Source organism: Saccharopolyspora terrae, assembly GCF_004348435.1.
In the GTDB taxonomy this organism is placed as follows: Bacteria; Actinomycetota; Actinomycetes; order Mycobacteriales; family Pseudonocardiaceae; genus Saccharopolyspora; species Saccharopolyspora endophytica.
In genome coordinates, this window is sequence record NZ_SMKS01000016.1 from 43154 (window position 1) to 64345 (window position 21192).

A 21192-nucleotide genomic window follows, 5' to 3' on the forward strand; every position below is an offset into this window, starting at 1 on the left:
GCCGCCGCCGGACCGGCGGCCGTTCTGGGGAGGGAAGCATGACCATCGCCGAGCAGCCCGCCACCACGACCACGCACCCGCTGGACCCGATGACCGCCGAGGAGGTGACCGCGGTCCGCGCGGCGCTCGACGAAGCCGGGCTGCTCGGCGAGAACGTCCGGTTCACCTTCGTCGCGCTCGAAGAACCCGACAGACAAGCGGCGCTGGCCCACCGGCCCGGCCAGGACGTGGACCGCCGGTTCCGGGCGGTGCTGCTGGACCTGGCCAGCGGCGTCTCGCACGACACCGTCGTCTCCGCCACCCGATCCACTGTGGACTCCGCGCGCCGGCTGGACCCGGCGGTCGACGGGCAACCGCCGATCATCGACACGGAGTTCGAGCTGGTCGAGGAGATCGTCAACGCCGACGAGCGCTGGACCTCCGCGCTGCGCAAGCGCGGCATCGACCCGGCCACGGTGCGCGCCGCACCGCTGTCGGCGGGCGTCTACGACGAGCCGGGGGAGCGGGGCAAGCGCATCATCCGGTCGCTGGGGTTCCAGCAGCTCCACCCGGCGGACCACCCGTGGGCGCACCCGGTGGACGGGCTGTGCGCCTACATCGACCTCACCCACCGCGAGGTCACCCGCGTCATCGACCACCGCGAGCTGCCGGTCCCGCAGGAGTCGGGCAACTTCGACGACCCCGAGGTCACCGGACCGGCCCGCACGAGCCTGCGGCCCATCGAGATCACCCAGCCCGAAGGGCCGAGCTTCAGCGTCGAGGGCCACCGGGTGCGCTGGGAGAACTGGGACCTGCGACTGGGTTTCAACGAGCGGGAAGGGCTCACCCTGCACCAGCTGTCGTTCCACCAGCGGCCGGTGCTGCACCGCGCGTCGATCGCCGAGATGGTGGTGCCCTACGCCGACCCGTCTCCGGTGCGGTTCTGGCAGAACTACTTCGACTGCGGCGAGTACATGTTCGCCCGCTACACCAACTCGCTGGAACTGGGCTGCGACTGCCTCGGCGAGATCCACTACTTCGACGCGGTGGTGGCCGACGACTTCGGCAGGCCGCGCACCATCCGCAACGGCATCTGCATGCACGAGGAGGACTACGGGGTGCTCTGGAAGCACACCGACCTGTTCACCGGCTCGCAGGAGACCCGGCGGCAGCGCCGGCTGGTGATCTCGTTCTTCACCACCGTCGGCAACTACGACTACGGCTTCTACTGGTACTTCTACCTCGACGGCACCATCCAGCTGGAGTGCAAGGCCACCGGCATCACCTTCACCTCCGCCTACCCCGAGGAGGGCCACGAGCACGCCACCCAGATCGCTCCCGGCCTGGGCGCCCCGTTCCACCAGCACCTGTTCTGCGCCCGGCTCGACCCGGCCGTGGACGGGCAGCACAACGCGGTGGAGGAGGTCGAGGCCGAACGCCTCCCGGTCAGCGAGACCAACCCGCGCGGAAACGCGTTCCGGGCCAAGAGGACCCGGCTGAGCACCGAGGGCCAGGCCGCCCGGCTCGCCGACAACTCCCGGGCCCGGACCTGGCACATCGTCAACCCCGGCAGCCAGAACCGCTACGGCGACAACGTCTCCTACGTCCTGCACCCCGAAGGCCAGCCGGTCATGCTCGCCGACGAGTCGGCCTCGGTGCACGCCCGGGGGACCTTCGCGACCAAGCACCTGTGGGTCACCCGCTACGACCCCGAGCAGCGCTACCCGGCAGGCGACCTGGTCAACCAGAACCCCGGTGGCGCCGGCCTACCGGCCTGGGCGGCGGCGGACCGCGACATCGACGGCCAGGACATCGTCGTTTGGCACACCTTCGGGCTCACCCACTTCCCGCGGCCCGAGGACTGGCCGATCATGCCCGTCGACCGCGCGGGGTTCACGCTCACACCGGGCGGGTTCTTCGACCGCAACCCCACCCTCGACGTCCCGCGCTCGACCGCCGCCGACTGCCACCGGGAGTGATCTACCGGCCTCTGACCTGCAACGACCCGAGGAGCTTCGCGGTGGCGCGCTCGATCTCGTCCACCGCCTGTTCGAAGCTCTCGGCGTTGTGGGCGGCAGGCGCCCGGAACCCGGAGATCTTGCGGACGTACTGCAGGGCGGCGGCCCGCACGTCGGCGTCGGTGACCTGCTCGGCGTAGGGCGGGCGGAGGGTCTTGATGCTGCGGCACATGCCCGCATTGTCCGCCTCACCTCTGACAGGAACCAGCGGTAGCGTGGGCTCGGCGCCGACACCGGGGAGGGACGATGGGGCTGCCGATCTGCGCGACCTGCGGGATGCAGTACGCCGAGGCCCGCGAGGACTGCCCGATCTGCGAGGACGAACGCCAGTGGGTCCCGCGCGAGGGCCAGCAGTGGACCGACCTGGACGCCCTCCGGGCCAAGCGCAGCGCCGTGCTGCGCGACGAGGGCGGCGTGCTGGGCATCGGCTGCGAACCGAAGTTCGCCATCGGCCAGCGGGCTCTGCTGGTGCGCACCGACGCGGGCAACGTCCTCTGGGACTGCACGGCCTACCTGGACGACGAGATCGTCAGCGCCATCAACGACCTGGGCGGCCTGATCGGCATCGCCATCAGCCACCCGCACTACTACACGACGATGATCGAGTGGGCCCGCGCCTTCGACGTGCCCATCCACCTGCACGAAGCCGACCGGCAGTGGGTCGGCCGCCCGGACCCGGCGATCCGGTTCTGGAGCGGCACGACCCACGAGATCGTCCCCGGCCTGACGCTGATCAACCTCGGCGTCCACTTCGCGGGCGGCACGGTCCTGCACAGCACCGCCGGGAGGGGTTCGCTGTTCACCGGCGACATCGTCCAGGTCATCCCGGACCGCACGCACGTCGGCTTCATGTACAGCTACCCGAACCTCATCCCGGAACGGCCCAGCGTCGTGCAGCGGGCCGCCGAGCTCCTCGACGGTCTCCCCTTCGACTCCCTCCACGGGGCCTGGTGGGACACGGTGATCCCCACCGGCGCCCACGAGATCGTCCAGCGCTCGGCAGCCCGCTACCTGCGGTTCGTGCGCGAGGAGTGAGGCCGCGGACCTACGCGGGCCTGCGGCGCAGCGGCATCGGCGTCCACCAGGTCGCGGTGCGCAGCGCCCACTCCGCGGGGCCGTAGCGGAACCTCCCGAGCCACCAGTGGCTGAAGGCCGCCTGCACGGCGAGAACGATCAGCGCCAGCACCAGCGCGGTGGACCAGTCGGTGGATTCGCGCAGGCCCAGCGGACCGGCCGCGGCGACGACGAGGAGCGTGGCGGTGAGGTAGTTGGTCAGCGCCATCCGGCCGAGCGGTTCCACCAGCGCCGCCAGCGGTCGGCCGATCCTCGTGCGGAGCACGAGCAGGAACGCCGAGGCGTAGGCGACGGCCCCGAGAGCACCGGCCGCCGCCGTGATGCGGGTCGCCAGCGGACCGTCCGGCGGGTACACCAGCTGCGCCCAGACGGCCGGCACGCTCAGCACCACCGCGATGGCCAGCACCGCGGCGAGCTGTCCGGGACGGCGGTCGATGGTCCGCGCGATGCCGGTCCGGGCGCACGCCAGGCCCAGCAGGAACAGCCCCGGGATGCTGAACATCCCGCCCGAGACCACGGTGAACCCGGCGACGGCGGCGAGAACGCTCGCGGGCACCAGAACCCCGGTCGGCAACCACGACGCGGGCAGCAGGACCAGCAGGCCGAAGATCGCGTAGGGCAGCAGCGCCTCGCCCGGCTGCAGCACGTGGTGGGCTGCGCCGAGGAGCCCGAGGACGAGCAGCCGGCGCGCCAGCATCAGGCGGGGACGGCGGGAGCGCTGCTGGGCGCCCTCCAGGAACAGCGAGAAGCTCAGCCCGAACAGGAACGCGAAGATCGGGTAGAAGTGCTGCTCCACCAGCATCCCGAGGCCGTTCGAGATGAGGTTCGACACGCCGTTCTCGGAGCCGTGGGCCATGCGGGTGATCTGCGGGATGTTGACGAGCAGGATGCCGCAGAGCGCGAAGCCCCGGAGGGCGTCCCACTCGGTGACCCGGCGCGGTGCGGACTCGCCGGTGGAAGCCGGGCGGTTCCGGCCCGAACCGACCGGGTGGGGAGGTTGTGGATCAACGGTTCGGGCCACGACCGCCCGAGAGGATTCGCTTCCTGAAGTGCTCATGACCGCTACGGTGCACCGCGGGAGCGGTTCCCCGCCTCGGCCTGCGGGCCGATCTCCCTCGGCCGAAAGTCCGGAATCCGACGGGATTGTCAGCCGGTGTGGTCGGCGGTGACGGCGCCGGTCGACCACGCCCACGCCGCGATCTCCACCCGGTTGCGCGTCCCCAGCTTGGACTGGATGTTGGTCAGGTGGGTCTTGACGGTCCCGAGCGAGAGGTACAGCTCGCCGCAGATCTCCTGGTTGGTGCGGCCCACCGCCACCAGCCGCGCCACGTCCAGCTCGCGCTCGGACAGCACCGCGGGTGGTGTGCGAGCGCGATCAGGTGCCTTCTGGGGCTCCAGCCGGTGCAGCAGCCGGACCGTCACCGCCGGTGAGATCAGCGCGTCGCCGCGGTGCGCGGCCTCCACGGCTTCGACCAGTAGCGCCGGGCTGGCGTCCTTGAGCAGGAAACCGCAGGCGCCGTTGCGCAACGCCTCGTGCACGTAGTCGTCCTGGTCGAAGGTGGTCACGACCACCACGCGCATCGGTTCGGCGGTGGCGGGACCGGCCAGGACCCGGGTCACCTCCAAGCCGTCGAGCTCCGGCATCCGGATGTCGACCAGGCAGACGTCCGGGCGGAGCCGCCTGGCCAGCTCGACGCACTCGGCGCCGTCGGCGGCCTCGCCGACCACCTCGATGTCCGGCCGGGCGTCGAGGATCATCCGGAAACCGCTGCGCACCAACCGCTGGTCGTCGGCGATGAGCACTCGTGTCGGGGTGTCGCTCACGCCGAAGAGTCTGGCACGCCCAGCACCGGGAAGTCGGCGGCGATGCGCCATCCGCCGTCGGGCGTGGCGCCGGCTTCCATCGTGCCGTCCACGGCGGACACCCGTTCGCGAAGTCCGACGACGCCGAAACCGCCGTGGCCGCCCACGGGCAGCGCGGTCCGCTCGACGGGCGGGGTGTTGGCGACCTCGACCCGCAGCCGGTCGTCGGACAGGTCGATCCGCACCGACACCAGCGCACCCGGCGCGTGCCGCCGCGCGTTGGTCAGCGACTCCTGCACCAACCGGTGCACGGAGGTCTCCACCTCGGGCGCGAGTCGCGCGCTGCGAGCGGCCGCGGCGACCGACAGCGTCGCGCGCTGGTCCTCGCCGGTGCAGAAATCGCTGACCAGCGCCGCGATCTCGCTGAACAGCTCGCCGTGGCGCCGGGGTGGGCCGTCGACCTCTCGCAGCACCCGGACCAGCCGTCGCATCGAGTCGAGCGTCTCGGTCCCCGCGTCGTGGATGTCGGTCAGGATCGCGTCGATCTTCTCGGGCGCCGTGTCGCGGATCGCGCGCGCCGCGTTGGCCTGCACCACGATCCCGGTGACGTGGTGGGCGACGAAGTCGTGCAGGTCGCGCGCCAGTTCCAGGCGTTCACCCTGCCGCACCGACTCCACCGCGCGGGCCCGGCGGGAGTCGAGGACGCGCAGGTAGCACCCCAGACCGATCACGCCACCGGTGGCGAAGGTCAGCAGGAACGAGAAGGTGAGCACGGAGGTGAACTCCGCCGGATCCCAGCCGAAGCTCCGAGCGGGTCCGGTGATCACGGCGAGCCCGAGCGGCAGCGCGACCAGCGGCACCGGGATCCGGCGGCACGCCCGGCCGAGCAGGATCAGCAGGCAGATCGACTCCAGCACGCCCCAGTTGCCCCTGACCTCGGTGGTCAGCAGCATCGTCGCGGTCAGCGCCAGCGAGCCGACCGCGGCGATCCAGCAACGCCGGTGCAGCGAGACGTACCGGTCGGGGATGAACAGCAGCAGCGCGGCGACGGCTCCGGCGACCAGCGGCGGGATCCAGTTGTTGTCCCCGTCGCGGATGCCGTCGGAGGACTCCAGGTCCAGCAACCACACGAGCAGCAGCGCCCCGCACAACCCGGCGGTGAGCGCGTGCCGGGCGGGGCGGGGGAGGGCAGCGCCCTCGTCGGGAACCTCGTTGTGCACGTCGAGAGGCTATGACATGCGGATTCCCCGCCGGATCAGCCGCGCGGACGATGTGGCGGAGCGGGCATCGGCCGCGTGGCCGATGCCCGCTCCAGGCGCACGACTCAGACCGCGTCGTGGGCGACGTTGAGGTCGCGGTCCTTGGTCTCCGGGGCGACGAGGGAGGCGATGAAGCTGATCGCCATCATCACCATCATGTAGATCGCGACCGGGACCCACGATCCGCCGAACGCGGCCATCAGGCCCGCGCAGATCAGCGGCGCGACGCCACCGCCGACGACCGAGGAGAACTCGCGGCCCAGGGCCACGCCCGCGTAGCGGTAGCGGTTGCCGAACAGCTCCGGGAAGTAGCTCATCTGCACCCCGACCGAACCGTGGCAGGCCAGGATGAACCCGAGCACGATCGCCACCGTGATCGCCACCGGCGAGCCGGTGTTGAGCGCGATGAACGTCGGCACCGGCAGCAGCACCAGCGCGCCCATGATGGTGGAGTAGACGCTCTTGCGGCCGACCACGTCGGACAGCGCGCCGAACCCGAAGGCGGCGATGCCACCGCAGATCGCGCCCAGCAGCAGCACCTTCGGCACGAACGCCTTGTCCATCCCGACCGTGGAGACCAGGTAGGAAGCCATGAACACCTGGTAGGTGTAGGACTGGGCGTTGGAACCGACGTTGAGGAAGAACGCCAGCAGCAGCGGCTTGCGGCCCTTGCGGAACGTCTCGGCGACCGGCGCCTTCGTCTCGCCGACCTGCTCCTTGAGCTCCTGGAACACCGGGCTCTCGTTGAGCTTGCGCCGGATGACCAGCGCGGCGATCGTGACCAGCAGGCTGCTGCCGAACACCAGCCGCCAGCCCCAGCTCATCAAGGCGTCCTCGGGCAGCGACTGAGCGAGGATCCACGCGACAGCTCCGAGCGCGGTGCCCAGCGCGGCCCCGGTCATCACCAGCGACGCCAGCGCTCCGCGCTTGCCCCTGCCCGCGGTCTCGGTGAGCAGCGTTGCGCCACCGGCCTGCTCGGCACCGGCGCCCATGCCCTGGAAGAACCGGCACGCGACCAGCAGGATCGGTGCTAAGAGCCCCACCTGCGAATAGGTGGGCAGCAGGCCGATGGCCAGCGTGGACCCGCCCATCAGCAGCAGCGTGGCCACCAGGACCCACTTGCGGCCCAGCCGGTCACCGAAGCGGGAGAAGATCAGCCCGCCCAGCGGCCGCGCGGCGAATCCGACCGCGTAGGCGCTGAAGGAGGCCAGGATCCCGGCGACCGGCGAGATGTTCGGGAAGAACAGCTTGCTGAAGATCAGCGCCGACGCGGTGCCGTAGATGACGAAGTCGTACTGCTCCAGCGTCGTGCCGATCAGGCCGGCCCACGCCGCGCGCCGCACGGCCTTGCGGTCGGGAGGTGCCTCGGTGGTGTCCGCAGTGGAACTTCTTTGTTCGCTCATGGGTCCACGCAATCTCGTCGTGCGGTCCGTTATCCGTTGGCTTGCAGGGCTTCTTCGGTCGCCGCGGCGACCCCGTGGGCGCTGAGCACGTCGACGAGCTCGGCGACCCGCGCCTGGAACTCCTGGTGCGCGGCGAGTTCGTCGCCGAGCAGACCGTCGCGCAGGGCGGTGGCGACGAACTCGCGCGTGCTGGAGGCGTTCTCGCGCGCGGTGCGCAGCGCCTCGGCGGCCGGATCGACCATCGCCGCGGTGTGCTCGGTGGTCTCGGGCGCGGTGGTGCAGCGCAGGTAGGCGGCTACGCTGAGCGCGAGGTGCTGCGGCACCCGACCGGCCTTGAGGTGCAGCGCGGCCGGTTCCGGGACGCGCTGGGCGAGCTTGGTCGAGCCGTCGGAGCCGACCTGCCGGGTGCGGTGGCCCAGCGCGCTGTTGCTCCAGCGCGTGAACAGCTGGGCGGAGTAGTCCTCGAAGTCGATGTCGGCGGGCATCGTCAGCGTCGGCAGGTAGTCGGCGCGCATCAGCCGCCGCGCGGCCTCGGCGATGTGCGGCCGGGCGATCGCGTCGGCGATCAGGTCGCAGCCGTCGAGCGCGCCCAGGTAGGCGATCAGCGAGTGCGTGCCGTTGAGCAGCCGCAACTTCATCAGCTCGTAGGGCTCGACGTCGTCGGTGAAGGTGACCCCGCCGTGCTCCCAGGCCGGACGTCCGGCGGCGAAGTGGTCCTCCAGCACCCACATGCTGAACGGCTCGGCGGGCACCGGGGCCTCGTCGCGCAGTCCGAGCCGGTCGGCGACGGCCTGGCGGTAGGCGTCGGTGGTCGCCGGCACGATCCGGTCGACCATCCCGTTCGGGAAGCTGACCGAGCCGCGCAGGTAGGCGAGCAGGTCTTCGCGTTCGGCGGCGGGCAGGGCCTCGGCGAACTCGCGCACCAGGCGCCCGGTGAGCTCACCGTTGCCGGTGAGGTTGTCGCAGCTCAGGATCGCCACCGGTGAGGCGTGCGTGGTCGCGCGGCGCTGGAGCGCGCGGGCCAGCCGACCGATGGTGGTGCGCGGTGCTCCGCCCGCCAGGTCGGCGCGGATTCCCGGGTCGTCGAGGTCGAGGGACTTGGTGCGCGGCGAGTAGCTGTAGCCCTTCTCGGTGATCGTCAGCGTGACGATGCGGGTCTCGTGGGCCGAGAGCGCGTCCAGCACGGCGTCCGGCTGCTGCGCGGCGACCAGCACGTCGCTGTGCACGGCCGGGACGCCGATCTCGGTGCGTTCCGGGGAGATCTCGACGACCCCGTAGCGCATGTCCTGCTCCCGCATGGCCTCGGCGATCGTTGCCGAGGAGTTGGCCACGCCGACGATCGCCCACGGCCCCTCGGTGTGCTCCAGCGCGCGGGCGGTGTGCACGGCCTGGTGCGCGCGGTGGAAGTTGCCGAGTCCCAGGTGGACGATGCCCGGCGCGCCCAGCGAGCGGTGGTGCTGCAGGGTGGAGACGGGCGTGGTGGACGCGTTGAGTCGTTGCATGGCGAACCAATCAGGCGGGCCGGCGGGCGGCGGGAACGGTCGAGTCGCGCACGACCAGGTGCGCGGGCAGCAGGTGCTTGCGCGGCGGCGGGCGGTGGCCGCCCAGGATCGGGCCGAGCAGCTCCATGCTCAGGGATCCCGCCTTGGACCACGGGATGGAGATGGAGGTCAGCGACGGTCGCGAGACCTCGGTGAGGGCGACGTCGTCGATGCCGATGACGCTGAGCCCGTCGGGGACCTGCACGCCCAGCGCGCGAGCGCCCTTGATCACGCCGAAGGCGACCAGGTCGTTGTGGGTGATCACCGCCGATGCGCCGGTGGCCAGCACGCTGGCGGCCACGGCCGTTCCGGCGGCGACGGTCTCGGCGTGCCAGTCCAGCACGTGCAGCGCGATGCCGGCCTCGGCGGCGAGGGCTTCGACGAGCCGCACGCGGCGGGGGCTGGACCAGGAGTGGGTGGAGCCGGAGACGAACGCGATGCTCTCGTGGCCCAGCGCGGCGAGGTAGTCGACCGCCTGGCGCAGGCCGTCACCGGCGTCGGCGAGCACGCAGTCGACGCCGTCGTGCTCCTGGTTGATCAGCACTGACGGCGTCGACCCGCACAGCTCGACGAGTTCGTCGGCGGGCAGCCGCGACGAGCACAGCACGATGGCCGAGACCTGGCTGCGCAGGTGGGCGATGGCCTCGCGTTCGCGCTCCGGGTCGCGGTCGGTGTCGTGGAGCACCAGGGTGTGCCTGCGCCTGCGGCCTTCGCCCTGCGCCGCCTTGACCAGCGTGCCGTAGACGGGATTGGCGATGTCGGGCACGACCATCGCTACCGTGGAACCGGCGACCTGCGCCTCGGCCGGCTTGGCGGTCTGGTAGCCGAGCTCCTGGGCCGCGTCGAGGACCTTGCGCAAGGTGTCCCGGCCGAGCCGCTGCGGGTCGCTGAAGGCGCGCGAGGCCGTGGACAGCGCGACGTCGGCCCGTTTCGCCACGTCGGTCAAGGTCGGCGCCATCGCCCCTCCGCTCCGTCGCGCCCCGGCGGTGCGCCGGGCAGAGCAGATCTTGACCAACCTTGCGCAAACTTGTCAAGCTCTTGCCGAACTCACTCGGCCAGTGCGCGGCGCAGCACCTGCCCGCCCTCGGCGATCTGCCGCTTGCGAGACCTCGGCCGACAGGGGCGCCCGCGAGCCGTGGAACGTCCCCGCCCACTGGTGCAGCTCGACGGGGACACCGGCCCGCAGCAGGCGTTGCGCGTGGTCGAGCTCGTGATCAGCCCCGGCAGCGACGAGCCCACGCTGAAACTGCTGGGGCTGGCCACCCTGCCGCTGCGCGTCGCCGCGGTGCGCCCGCTCGACCAGGTCGCCGCCGCGCTCTGTCCGGCACGGCCGGTCAAAGCCGCACCGCTGGGCGAGATCGGCGTCATCCTCGCGACCACAGTGGACCTTGACGCGCTTCCGCCGGACGTGCGCGCCGGCCTTGGCCGCCTGGCGCCTGGCCGTCCCCCGGGCTGAGCGGGGCTACTCGAGCGCGGTGCCCGATTGGCCCAGGGCTTCGCCGACGCGCAGCCGGTAGAGGCGGGTCGGACGGCCGCGCCGGGTGGGTTGCGCGCTGCCCTCGGACGTGACGAGTTCGGCGGTGCCGAGCTTGCGGATCAGCCGCCTCCCGCTCGGGTCGGTGATGCCGAGCAAGGTGGCCAGCTCGCTGGGCGAGACCGCGCGCCCGCGCAACTCGCGCTCCAGCGACACCAAGCGGGACAGCGTCGTCGGGCTCAACCCGACCTCGCGGGCCATCCGCTCCAGCTCGGCGCTGTGGTCCCGGTAGGAGAACTCGGTGCGCCGTCCGCCACCACCGATCGGTCCGATGATGACGCCGCTGTCCTGGATCACGAACCCGCACGAGTGCGGCTCGGCCTCGGCGCGCACCGCCGCGCGCTCGGCGAGCGCGATCCCGGCGCGCACCGAAGCGCCCAGCCCGAAACCGGCTGCGATGCGCACGTCCATGCTGTGCTCGGCCTGCTGCAGAGCGGGTACCACCTGCCACCCCGCGGTCGCGCGCTCCAGCAGCGCCTTGTGGGCGAACAGGACCAGTCCGCGCTTGCCGCGGTTCTCCACCCAGGAGCCGGCCAAGTGCGCGTCCTGCAGCAGGATTTCGCGCAACCCCGCCCGCGCGCGCTCGACGTCCTCACCGTCGCGGACCTGGAAGACCCCGGCGGCGAAACGGGAATCCTCGGCCTGACCGGCCTTCACCCGCAGCAGCAGGTCCTGCAGCTCGGCTCGCACGGATGCCGCCAGCAGGTCGGTGTCGACCACCGGTGCCTCCGCGCGCAGCGCTTCGGCGACCTCCAGGCGCGGGGTGATCACCACGCCGCCGTTGCGCAGCGCCGCGCGGTGGTGGTCCACGATCTCCGCGATCGGCTGATCGGTGGCGTAGGGGAGCGCGGAGTGGCGGACGCCGAGCGTGGTGGCGACCTCCTGGATCACGTGGTGCTCGAAGGTGTCGATGCTGGCCCTGCGGTGCTCGGGGTAGTCGCTGCGCATCCTCGCGACCGCCAGCGCCAGCTCGAGCGAGCTCGGCCGCGTCACCGCCACCGGCAGGTCCTCCGGGACCTCACCGCGCACGGCCTCGTAGGAACGCGGGCCGATGAGCAGCCCGTTCACCCCAGGCGAGGTGAGCAGTTCCCGTAATCGGTCCCCGGCCTGGGCGGGGTCCCCGCAGACGGCCCAGCGCAGGGTCACGCCGGAGACGGTGCTCGCTGCCTGGCGGAAGACCTCCTGGTGCCGCGTGTGCACCAGGACGCCGATCACCACGCTCATGTCCCCACCCGGATTCAGTTCGCCGACGAAACTTCACCAGGATTGCGCGATCGCCGGTCGGGGTCAACGCGATCGGCCTAGTCGGTGATGATTCGGATGCGCTCCGCGTGATCGAGTCGATATCCGACGCCGCGCACCGTCGTGATGAGACCGGTCTCGGGACCGAGCTTGTTGCGGATCCGGCGGACGTGGACGTCGACCGTGCGCGTGCGGGGTTCGCTGGAGAAGTCCCACACCGCCGCCAGCAGCGTGTTGCGGTGGTGCACCCGGCCGGGGTTGCGGGCCAGGAACAGCAGCAGGTCGAACTCCAGCCGCGTGAAGCGGATGTGGGTGCCGTCCGGGCGGACGATCTGCCTGGCGGCGACCAGGATTCGCAGCTTCGGCGACTCCACCGGAGCGGCGTCCACCGTGGACTGCGCCGGGATCGCTTCGCGCAGCTCGGCGTTGCGGGTCAGTATCCTCTCGAGCAGGCCCAGGTCTTCGCGGGTGACTACGAATCGGGCGGTGACCTCGACGAGACCGGCGTCTTCCGGGGCGAAGTCAGCTGTGGTCGGTTCCAGCGTCATGGCACGTTTCTCCATCGCTGCGGGGTGTGAACGGGCGGGAGCGGAAGAGCTCAACCGCGCGGACACGCAGCGGAGGCGACCCACAGCAGGTCGATGTGCGCACGCTGCACCAGCAGCGGTCCGGAAGCCATGCCACCAGATGGAATCAGGAACGGTGACCCTCGTCAAAGCGCGCTCGTACAGTGGGAATACGCAGGTCAGCGACGGAACCAGCGGCGCCTGGGCGGCTTGGGGGCCTGCTCGGCGAACGGTTTCGGGGTGTCGGGTGCCTGCGCGGCCGGTCGCTGCGACCGCCAGCGCTCGACCAGCGAGTCCACGTTGACCGGTGCGATCGCGATCTGCGGGCCGGCCGGGAAGCGCAGGTGCTCGACGATCCGCCGGTTGAGCTCGGCGGCGACCTCGCGCACGGCCTGCTCGCTGGTCAGCTCGGCGACGGTCTCGGGCAGCCGGTCGATCTCGCGCCGCAGGCGCAGGGGAGTGGGCAGCAGCGCGTCACCGGAGAGGCCCTCGCGGCGGATCTGCTCCTTGATCCACCACTGCTCGTCCAGCGGTTCCCCGGCCCCCGGCAGCGGCTTGCCCGAACCGGGCAGGTCGTCGAACTCGCCGCGCTCCTGGGCGGTGCGGATCTGCCGGTCCACCCACGACTCGAAGGTGACCCCGGGAGGTTTGCGCTCGGCCATGACGTGATTGTCCGGTACGAGCGCCGGTCCGCGCCACCATCAGAGGGTGCGGCGCAGGAACCCGTTGAGCAGCGCGGCCTGGCCGGCGTGCTGCAGGTCGTCGGCGATCACGCTCACCAGGCGCACGCCGAGGGTGACAGGCGGGGACCAGCTGGCGTCGATGATCTCGTCCAGGTCGGCGTCGCCGAGGCCGGTGACGAACCGCAGCGTCTGCTCGTGCACCGCGTCGTAGTAGCCGGTCAGCAGCTCACCGGAGGCGCGCACCGACTCGACCTGCTCCGAGTCGTGGCCGTAACCGGTGTCCTCCTCGTCCAGCGGCAGCCCGAACCGCGCGGCCCAGTTCTGCACCAGCCACACCTGCTCGGTCTCGGCGACGTCGGCGATGTGGTCGTCCTGCACCCGCGCCAGGTGCCACAGCAACCAGGCGATCGAGTTGGAGTCGGGGTCGATGCGATGCGCCAGCGCCTCCTCGTCGAGACCGACGACCGCTTCGTGCACCACTCCCTGAATCCGGCTGAACGCATCGACGAGCACATCGGCGCTGGTCATCCGGTCCCGCTCCTCACATCCGGCGGTAAACGCTTGCGCACACGGTACGGCGCACCAGCCTCACCGGCAGCGGATCCGAGGCGGCGTGTTGCGGTGTCAGCGGCGCAGCGGGACCGGGATGCGGTCGAGATCGGACGCGACGACGATCGTGCCGTCGAAGACCGCCGCCGCCTCGTCGTGGAAGCGGCGCGGATCGGTGTAACGCTGCGAGAAGTGGGTCAGCACCAGGCACCGCACCCCGCAGTCGGCGGCGACCCGGGCGGCCTGCGCGGCGGTCAGGTGCCGGTACCGATCGGCGAGGTCGGCGTCCTGGTCGAGGAAGGTCGATTCGATGACCAGCATGTCCGCGTCGTCGGCCAGCTCGAACACGCCGTCGCAGAGCCGGGTGTCCATCACGAACGCGAACCGCTGACCGGGCCGCTCCTGGCTGACCTCCGCCAGCTCCACGGTCCGGTCGCCGACCCGCACCGACCCCTCCCGCTGGAGCCTGCCGATGTCGGGCCCGCGCACGCCCAGCTCCGCCAGCGCGTCCGGCAGCATGCGGCGGCCGTCGGGTTCTTCGAGCCGGTAGCCGAACACCTCGATGCGGTGCTCCAGCCGCACCGCCCGCAACGATCCGAACGGACCTCGCGCGATCGTGCCGTCGCCGGTGATCGGGTGCTCGTCGAGCTGGACCGTGTCGTCGTAGGCCGCCGCGTAGCGCAGGTGGCCGAAGAACTTCGCGCCCGACGCCGGGTAGTGCGCGTGCACCGCGCCGCGAACCCGATCGCTCGACATCCGGTGCACCACGCCCGGCACTCCCAGGCAGTGATCGCCGTGGAAGTGCGTGATGCACAGGTGGTCGACGTCGTTGGCGCTGACGCCGGCGAAGGTCATCTGCCGCTGCGTGCCCTCACCCGGGTCGAACAGCAGCCCCAGACCGTCCCAGCGCAGCAGGTAGCCGTTGTGGTTGCGGGTGCGGGTCGGCGCCTGGCTTGCCGTGCCGAGCACGACGAGTTCCCGGTTGGACACGTCGAGCACCCTATGCGCCGGATCGGCTCGCGCGGAGCGGACCTCAGTCTTCGGGCGGGCGTGGTCGACCGGATTTCACCTGCGATTCCTCGTCGTGTTCCTGCGCGGACTCCAACGCCCGGGTTTCCTCGGGCGGGTCGGGCCGCAGCAGGCTGCCGGGGACGGAGTGCCCCGCGGCGCCGAGCTTGTTCATCTTCTTGGGCACCGGTGCCCCCTGGTAGTCCAGCGGTTCCGGGTGGCCGTGCCCGTCGACCGGGCCGAGCGGCTGGTGCACCTCGATGAACTCGCCGTGCGGGAGCCGCTTGACGATGCCGGTCTCCACACCGTGCTCCAGCACCTCGCGGTCGCTGCGCTGCAACCCGATGCAGATCCGGTAGGTGATGTAGTACGCCAGCGGTGGGAGCACCAGCACTCCGACGCGCCCGGCCCAGGTCATCATGTTCAGCGACAGGTTGAACACGAAGGCGACGATGTCGTTCATCCCGGAGATGAGCACGACGACGAAGAACGCGATCGCCATCATGCCCAACGACGTGCGGACCGGGTTGTCGCGCGGTCGCTGCAGCAGGTTGTGGTGCGCGTCGTCGCCGCTGAGCTTGCGCTCCAGCATCGGGTACATCGCGGCGACGGTGAACACCAGGCCCATGCCCAGGATCAGCGGGAAGAACGGCGATCCGATGGTGAACGGACCGAGGTAGAGCTCCCACGGCGGCCACAACCGGCCCATCCCGTCGGTCCACATCATGTACCAGTCCGGTTGGGAGGCCGAGGAGACCTTCGAGGCGACGTAGGGCCCGAAGTTCCAGATCGCGTTGATCTGGAAGATGCCGCTCATGATCGCCAGCACACCGGTGACGATGAGGAAGAACGCGGCGGACTTCGCCGCGAACACCGGCATGATCCGCACGCCCACCACGTTGGACTCGGTGCGCTTGGGGCCCGGGTACTGGGTGTGCTTCTGGTACCACACGATCGCCAGGTGGACCGCCACGAGCGCGAGGATGATCCCGGGCAGCAGGAACACGTGGAACAGGTAGAAGCGCGGGATGATCTCGGTGCCGGGGAACTCCGCGCCGAACAGCAGCCAGTGCAGCCACGTGCCGATGACCGGGATGGACAGCAGGATGCCGGAGGCGATCCGGAGGCCGGTGCCGGAGAGCAGGTCGTCGGGCAGCGAGTAGCCGATGAAGCCCTCGAACATGCCCAGCACGAACAGGCTGACGCCGATGAGCCAGTTCGTCTCGCGCGGGCGGCGGAACGCTCCGGTGAAGAAGATCCGGAACATGTGCGCCACGATCGCGGCCATGAAGATCAGCGCGCCCCAGTGGTGCAGCTGCCGGGCGAACATCCCGCCCCTGACCTCGAAGGAGATGTCGAGCGTGCTCTCGAACGCCCGGGACATCTCGACGCCGCGCAGGTTGGTGTACCGGCCGTCGTAGGTCACCTCGGCCATCGACGGGTCGAAGAAGTACGCGAGGTAGGTGCCGGTCAGCAGCAGGACGATGAAGCTGTACAGGGCGATCTCGCCGAGCAGGAAACCCCAGTTGGTGGGGAAGACCTTGTTGAGCTGGCGCCTCATCCCCGGTGCCGCGCGGAACCGCTTGTCCAGCTCGTCGGCTCCCTCGGCCACCGAACGGGACAGCTTGCTCTCGGGCTTCGTCGGCTGGGTCAGCTTGCTCATGTCGACCCCAGGTGTCCCGGATTCACGACATTGCCGACCCAGACTACTGCTTTCGGCGGTGCTGAGCAGCCGAGTTCGTGCTACTTCGAGTGGAAGAGGGCTTCGAAGAAGGTGGTCAGCGAGCCGATGACGGTGGTCACCGCGCCGACGATGGCGGTGACCGCGTTGCGGACCGCCTCAGCGGCCGAGACGGGGTCGCGCACGAGCAGGGAGCCGCACACCAGCACCACGAGAATCACGATCACGGTCACGGCTTTGCGGTTCATGCGATCAGCCTCCGTCGGTCCGCCCGGCGCCGCAGGAACCCTACCTTGCACACCCGCCCCAGCTGTCACGCGACGGCATCACGCGTGTCACGTCTGGGACGGGTGTTCCGCAGCCGCGCCGGCGGGTGCTGTCAGGCCTTCTTGACCGCGGAGATGTCGAGCTCGACGGTGATCTTCTCGCTGACCAGCCAGCCGCCGGTCTCCAGCGCGGCGTTCCAGGTCAGGCCCCAGTCCTTGCGGTTGACCTGCAGCCCGCCTTCGAAGCCGACGCGGACGTCGCCGAAGGGGTCCTTGGCCTGGCCGGTGTACTCCAGGTCGAACTCGACCGGCTTGGTGTTGCCCTTGATCGTGAGATCACCGGTGACGCGGAAGCTGTTCTCGCCCTGGGGTCGCACCCCGGTGGAGGTGAACACGATCTCCGGGTGGTTGTCGATGTCGAAGAAGTCGGCGGTGCGCAGGTGCTCGTCGCGCTGCTCCTGGCCGGTGCTGATGCTGGAGGTCCTCATCCGCGCGGTGCCGGTGGAGTTGGCCGGGTCGTCGGCGTCGATGCGGATCTCGCCCTCGACGTCGAGGAACTGCCCGCGCACCTTGGTCACCATCGCGTGCCGGGCGACGAATCCCAGCCGGGAGTGCGCCGGGTCGATGGTGTAGTCGCCGGTGAGCTTTCCGAGGTCGGTGGCTTCGCTCATGGGTGGTCGCTCCCTGGTCTTCCCACGGGGATTCGGACAACACCGACTATGCCGTAGAAGTTTCAACCACGCGTGGGCTCCGCCACTCGTCCCTGGAACGGGTGAGCGGCGAGTCGAGTGGTGACCGCGTGTCGGCGCTGGGAGGCTGCACGCGTGCAGGACAAGATCAGTGACGGCCGTTCGATCCGACGCTGGCGGCGACGGCTCGCCGACGAGCGCGAGGAGGCCCGCGTCTACCGGAGCCTGGCCGCCCGCCGCAGCGGCGAGGAGCGGGAGATCCTGCTCGGTCTGGCCGAGGCCGAGGAGCGCCACGCCCGCTACTGGGAGGACCTGCTCGGCGACGAGATCGGCCGGCAGCGGCGCGGGCAGTTCCGGATGCGCGTCCTGGTCGCCCTGGCGCGCCGCTTCGGCTCCGTGTTCGTCCTGGCGCTGGCCCAGCGCGCCGAGAGCCGCTCGCCGTACCACTACGACCAGGACGTGCCCGCTTCGATGGCGGCCGACGAGCGCATCCACGAGGAGGTCGTGCGCGCCCTGGCCGCGCGCGGTCGCGCCCGGGTGTCGGGGTCGTTCCGCGCGGCGGTCTTCGGCGCCAACGACGGCCTGGTCAGCAACCTCGCGCTGGTCCTGGGCGTGATCGGCGGGAACCTGTCGTCCGAGGTCGTGCTGCTGACCGGGTTCGCGGGCCTGCTGGCGGGAGCGCTGTCGATGGGTGCCGGCGAGTACATCTCGGTCCGCTCCCAGCGCGAACTCCTCGCCGCGGCCACCCCGGACCCGCAGGCCCGCGCGGTCGTCCCGCACCTCGACGTCGACGCCAACGAGCTCGCCCTGGTCTACCGGGCCAGGGGCATGGCGGAGGCCGAGGCGCAGCGCCGCGCCGACGCCCTGCTGCGGCAGTTGCGGTCGACGTTGCCGCACGCCCACCAGGAATCCGACGCCACGCCTGAGGTCGGCCGAGGTGCTGAGGTGTCGGCGGAGGCCTCCGACGACCACGAGGTGGTCGGCTCGGGCGCGAAGGCGGCCGTGTCGAGCTTCGCGTTCTTCGCCTCCGGTGCGCTGATCCCGGTCCTGCCCTTCGCCGTGGGCCTGACCGGGGTGGTGGCGATCGTGGCCTCGGTCGTGCTGGTGGGGCTCGCGCTGATGCTCACCGGCGCCACGGTCGGCGTCCTGTCCGGAGCCGCCCCGCTGCCCCGAGCCCTCCGCCAACTGGCCATCGGCCTGGGAGCCGCAGCGGTCACCTACCTTCTCGGCGTCCTCTTCGGAGCCACCATCGGCTGACCGACGCAGGTGCCGTGAAAGGTGGCGGCTGGTGATGACTGCTCAGCGATAGGGACATCAGCTCGTCGTGCACGGCCGACGTGCGGGGTCGCAAGCCCGCGTGACGGCCGTGGTCGACGGGCCGGTGAGCCCGTCGACCACGGCCGGGGTGGTCAGCGGTCGAGGCGGGACATCCCGTCCGGGTGGTAGCGCTCGCCTGCGGCGGTGCCGGGCGGGAACTGCTCGGACAGCTCCGCGACGAGCTCCGGGCTGAGGGTGACGTGGGCTGCCTGGACGTTGGCCTCCACGCGCGCGATGCGGCGGCTGCCCGGGATCGGCAGGACGTCCTCGCCCTGGGCCAGCAGCCACGCCAGCGCCAACTGCGCCGGGGTGATCCCGAGGCGGTCCGCGTGCTCGCGCAGCGGCCGGGTCAGCTCGATGTTGCGCTGCAGGCTCTCCTCCTGGAACCGCGGGTACCGCTTCTTGCGGACCTCCAGGTTCTCCACGTCGGAGGCGCTGGTGAACGAGCCGGTGAGCACCCCGCGTCCCAGCGGGGAATAGGCCACCAGGCTCACGCCCAGCTCGCGGGTCGCCGGCAGCAGCTCGGCCTCCGTGTCGCGGGTGAACAGCGAGTACTCCTGCTGCACCGCGGTGATCGGGTGCACCTGGTGCGCGCGGCGCAACGTAGCGGCGCTGATCTCCGAGAGCCCGATGTGGCCGATCTTGCCCTCCGCGACCAGCTCGGCCATCGCGCCGACGGTGTCCTCGATGGGCGTGGTGCGGTCCAACCGGTGCAGGTAGTAGAGGTCGATGTGATCGGTGCCCAGCCGGGAGAGGCTGGCGTCCACGGCCTGCCGGACGTACTCGGGCTCGCCTCCGCCGGTCTCCTTGTTGGCGCCGAACTTGGTGGCAAGCACGACTTCCTCGCGGCGGTCGGCCAGCAGTCCGCTGATGAGCTGCTCGTTGTGGCCCTCGCCGTAGACGTCGGCGGTGTCGAGGAAGTTCACCCCGAGGTCGAGCAGCTCGTTGAGCAGCTTCGCCGATTCGGCGTCGTCGGCGGTGCCGTAGACGCCGGACAGGCCCATCGCGCCGTAGCCGATGGCGCTGACCTCGGGACCGTTGCGGCCGAGTCGGCGACGTGGGGGAGTGTCGGACACGGATCGACTCCTGATCGCGTAGGTGGTGGTGATCGCCAGCCTAGCCCTGGTAGTTAGCGGGGCTCACAATTTGGGACGTGGCGTCACAGCTCGAAGCCGGCGCGGCGCTCGGCGGGAACCAGGTCGACGTAGTCGGAGTGCTTGGCGATCCAGCCGCGCACGTACGGGCAGAACGGCAGCACGGCCAGCTCGCGACCCCGGACCTCGTCCAGCGCGGCGCGCACCAGCTTGCTCGCCAGGCCCTGACCGCTGTAACCGTCGTCGATCTCGGTGTGGGTGAACGAGATCTGCCCGGGCTTGAGCTTGTACTCGGCGAAGCCGGCAAGCTCCCCGCCGACGCGGACCTCGAAGCGGCTGGCGTCGGGGTTGTCCTTGATCTCGGGCTCGGTGCTCACCGCTGCTCTCCCGTCATTGGATGATGGTTCAACAATGATTGTGCATGCTTGGGCCGGCTGGAGGAGGCTGACGACGTGAGCAATGTCGAGAACGACCCCGACGAGCTGCGCTGCGGAGGCGTGACCACCGCTGTCGCGGAGCCCGAACTGCTGCGACCGCGCGAGGTTCCGCTCGGCGGTCCGCGCGCGATGCTGGTCGGCCGGACGCTGCCCAACCGCGACCGCCGGATGGTCGGGGCCTGGTGCTTCGCCGACTTCTACGGCCCGGCGGACATCTCGGGCCAGGCGGGGATGCAGGTCCCGCCGCACCCGCACACCGGCCTGCAGACCGTCAGCTGGCTGCTCGACGGGCAGGTCCTGCACCGGGACAGCGTGGGCAACACGCAGCTCGTCGAGCCGGGGCAGCTGAACCTGATGACCGCCGGCCAGGGCATCTCGCACTCCGAGGAGTCCCCGGCGGATCACTCGGCGATCCTGCACGGCGTGCAGCTGTGGGTCGCGCTGCCCGCCGACGAGCGGGGTGTGGACCCGCACTTCGAGCACCACGGCGACCTGCCTGTGATCACCACGCCGGAGGGCTCGGTGATGGTGCTGATGGGCTCGCTGCTCGGCGCGACGTCGCCGGCCAAGACCTACACCCCGCTGGTCGGCGCGGAGCTGACCATCAACCCCGGCGCGAGCATGCGCATCCCGGTCGAGCGGGACTTCGAGCACGCGGTGCTGGCGCTGTCGGACCTGGTGGTCGACGACCGGGAGGTGCGCACCGGCGAGATGCTCTACGTGGGGCAGGGCGGCGGCGACGTGACGATCGAGACAGTCGGGCCCGGTCGGGCGATGCTGCTCGGCGGCGTGCCGTTCGAGGAGGAGATCGTCATGTGGTGGAACTTCGTCGGCCGCACCCACGACGAGGTCGCCCGGGCCAGGGCTGAATGGGAGCAGGGCCGCGAAACCTCCGACGAGCGAGGGCGTTTCGGTGTCGTGCACGGATACGCCGCGCCCGCGCTGGCCGCCCCGGAGCTGCCCAACGTGGCGTTGCGGGCGCGCGGCCGAGTCCGAGATCGATCTTGATCGTCCCCCGGCGACCGGCCCGTGCCACCGCGTAGAGTCCG

General features: G+C 70.9%; 22 protein-coding genes. 5 read left to right on the forward strand and 17 right to left on the reverse strand.

Features of this window, described 5'->3' with window-relative positions:
- Positions 1-38 precede the first annotated feature (38 nt).
- The gene (locus tag E1181_RS12280; protein WP_132674174.1) at positions 39-1958 is read left to right on the forward strand and encodes a primary-amine oxidase; all 1920 of its coding nucleotides are present in this window, start codon (positions 39-41) and stop codon (positions 1956-1958) included.
- A gap of 1 nt (position 1959) precedes the next feature.
- Here E1181_RS12280 and E1181_RS12285 read toward each other — a convergent pair whose 3' ends face one another.
- Positions 1960-2169, reverse strand: coding sequence for a DUF2277 domain-containing protein (locus E1181_RS12285; RefSeq protein WP_132674176.1), 210 nt, complete (start codon positions 2167-2169; stop codon positions 1960-1962).
- A gap of 74 nt (positions 2170-2243) precedes the next feature.
- Between E1181_RS12285 and E1181_RS12290 the strand changes: the two genes are divergently transcribed.
- Positions 2244-3032, forward strand: coding sequence for an MBL fold metallo-hydrolase (locus E1181_RS12290; RefSeq protein ID WP_132674178.1), 789 nt, complete (start codon positions 2244-2246; stop codon positions 3030-3032).
- Between the two features lie 10 nt (positions 3033-3042).
- On the opposite strand, the gene E1181_RS12295 is transcribed toward E1181_RS12290, so the two are convergent.
- The 6 genes from E1181_RS12295 to E1181_RS12320 form a co-directional block, all read right to left on the reverse strand.
- Positions 3043-4128 (reverse strand): DUF418 domain-containing protein, encoded by a 1086-nt coding sequence (locus tag E1181_RS12295; RefSeq protein ID WP_132674180.1) that lies wholly within the window; start codon positions 4126-4128, stop codon positions 3043-3045.
- Positions 4129-4217: 89 nt separating this feature from the next.
- Positions 4218-4895 carry a response regulator gene (locus E1181_RS12300; RefSeq protein WP_268952458.1) on the reverse strand — a complete coding sequence of 226 codons (678 nt, stop codon included), beginning with the start codon at positions 4893-4895 and terminating at the stop codon, positions 4218-4220.
- A complete protein-coding gene (locus E1181_RS12305) occupies positions 4892-6094 on the reverse strand; it encodes a sensor histidine kinase (protein ID WP_132674184.1) in 1203 nt (400 codons plus the stop codon). Before E1181_RS12305 ends, E1181_RS12300 begins: the two co-directional genes overlap by 4 nt.
- A 104-nt stretch (positions 6095-6198) precedes the next feature.
- The gene (locus E1181_RS12310; protein WP_132674186.1) at positions 6199-7536 is read right to left on the reverse strand and encodes an MFS transporter; all 1338 of its coding nucleotides are present in this window, start codon (positions 7534-7536) and stop codon (positions 6199-6201) included.
- 29 nt (positions 7537-7565) lie between these two features.
- The gene (locus tag E1181_RS12315; RefSeq protein ID WP_132674188.1) at positions 7566-9038 is read right to left on the reverse strand and encodes a mannitol dehydrogenase family protein; all 1473 of its coding nucleotides are present in this window, start codon (positions 9036-9038) and stop codon (positions 7566-7568) included.
- A 10-nt stretch (positions 9039-9048) separates the two neighbouring features.
- A complete protein-coding gene (locus E1181_RS12320) occupies positions 9049-10035 on the reverse strand; it encodes a LacI family DNA-binding transcriptional regulator (RefSeq protein ID WP_132674190.1) in 987 nt (328 codons plus the stop codon).
- Between the two features lie 198 nt (positions 10036-10233).
- Here E1181_RS12320 and E1181_RS31420 point away from each other — a divergent pair, with 198 nt between their 5' ends.
- Positions 10234-10533 carry a hypothetical protein gene (locus tag E1181_RS31420; RefSeq protein ID WP_165944595.1) on the forward strand — a complete coding sequence of 100 codons (300 nt, stop codon included), beginning with the start codon at positions 10234-10236 and terminating at the stop codon, positions 10531-10533.
- A gap of 6 nt (positions 10534-10539) precedes the next feature.
- Here the strand turns inward: E1181_RS31420 and E1181_RS12330 are convergent, their stop codons facing one another.
- The 8 genes from E1181_RS12330 to E1181_RS12365 form a co-directional block, all read right to left on the reverse strand.
- Complete coding sequence (locus tag E1181_RS12330; RefSeq protein WP_132674192.1) at positions 10540-11835, reverse strand: helix-turn-helix domain-containing protein; 1296 nt, start codon at positions 11833-11835, stop codon at positions 10540-10542.
- A 77-nt stretch (positions 11836-11912) separates the two neighbouring features.
- Positions 11913-12401, reverse strand: a complete 489-nt coding sequence (locus E1181_RS32765) for a winged helix-turn-helix domain-containing protein (protein ID WP_328590882.1) — start codon at positions 12399-12401, stop codon at positions 11913-11915.
- A 197-nt stretch (positions 12402-12598) separates the two neighbouring features.
- Positions 12599-13081, reverse strand: a complete 483-nt coding sequence (locus E1181_RS12340) for a DnaJ family domain-containing protein (RefSeq protein ID WP_132674196.1) — start codon at positions 13079-13081, stop codon at positions 12599-12601.
- Between the two features lie 39 nt (positions 13082-13120).
- Positions 13121-13630 (reverse strand): mycothiol transferase, encoded by a 510-nt coding sequence (locus tag E1181_RS12345; RefSeq protein WP_132674198.1) that lies wholly within the window; start codon positions 13628-13630, stop codon positions 13121-13123.
- Between the two features lie 96 nt (positions 13631-13726).
- Entirely contained in the window at positions 13727-14641 is a 915-nt protein-coding gene (locus tag E1181_RS12350) for a ribonuclease Z (protein WP_132674200.1), read from the reverse strand.
- Between the two features lie 43 nt (positions 14642-14684).
- Entirely contained in the window at positions 14685-16322 is a 1638-nt protein-coding gene (gene qcrB, locus E1181_RS12355; RefSeq protein ID WP_132674202.1) for a cytochrome bc1 complex cytochrome b subunit, read from the reverse strand.
- Between the two features lie 80 nt (positions 16323-16402).
- Entirely contained in the window at positions 16403-16588 is a 186-nt protein-coding gene (locus E1181_RS12360; protein ID WP_132674204.1) for a hypothetical protein, read from the reverse strand.
- A gap of 131 nt (positions 16589-16719) precedes the next feature.
- The gene (locus tag E1181_RS12365) at positions 16720-17277 is read right to left on the reverse strand and encodes a YceI family protein (protein WP_132674206.1); all 558 of its coding nucleotides are present in this window, start codon (positions 17275-17277) and stop codon (positions 16720-16722) included.
- A 153-nt stretch (positions 17278-17430) separates the two neighbouring features.
- Between E1181_RS12365 and E1181_RS12370 the strand changes: the two genes are divergently transcribed.
- Positions 17431-18552 (forward strand): VIT1/CCC1 transporter family protein, encoded by a 1122-nt coding sequence (locus tag E1181_RS12370; protein ID WP_132674208.1) that lies wholly within the window; start codon positions 17431-17433, stop codon positions 18550-18552.
- A 152-nt stretch (positions 18553-18704) separates the two neighbouring features.
- Here the strand turns inward: E1181_RS12370 and E1181_RS12375 are convergent, their stop codons facing one another.
- Entirely contained in the window at positions 18705-19688 is a 984-nt protein-coding gene (locus E1181_RS12375) for an aldo/keto reductase (RefSeq protein WP_235876709.1), read from the reverse strand.
- Between the two features lie 83 nt (positions 19689-19771).
- Positions 19772-20083, reverse strand: a complete 312-nt coding sequence (locus tag E1181_RS12380) for a GNAT family N-acetyltransferase (RefSeq protein ID WP_132674210.1) — start codon at positions 20081-20083, stop codon at positions 19772-19774.
- A 75-nt stretch (positions 20084-20158) separates the two neighbouring features.
- Here E1181_RS12380 and E1181_RS12385 point away from each other — a divergent pair, with 75 nt between their 5' ends.
- On the forward strand, positions 20159-21151 hold the full coding sequence (locus E1181_RS12385) for a pirin family protein (protein ID WP_132674212.1): 993 nt from the start codon (positions 20159-20161) through the stop codon (positions 21149-21151).
- The last annotated feature ends 41 nt before the right edge of the window (positions 21152-21192 follow it).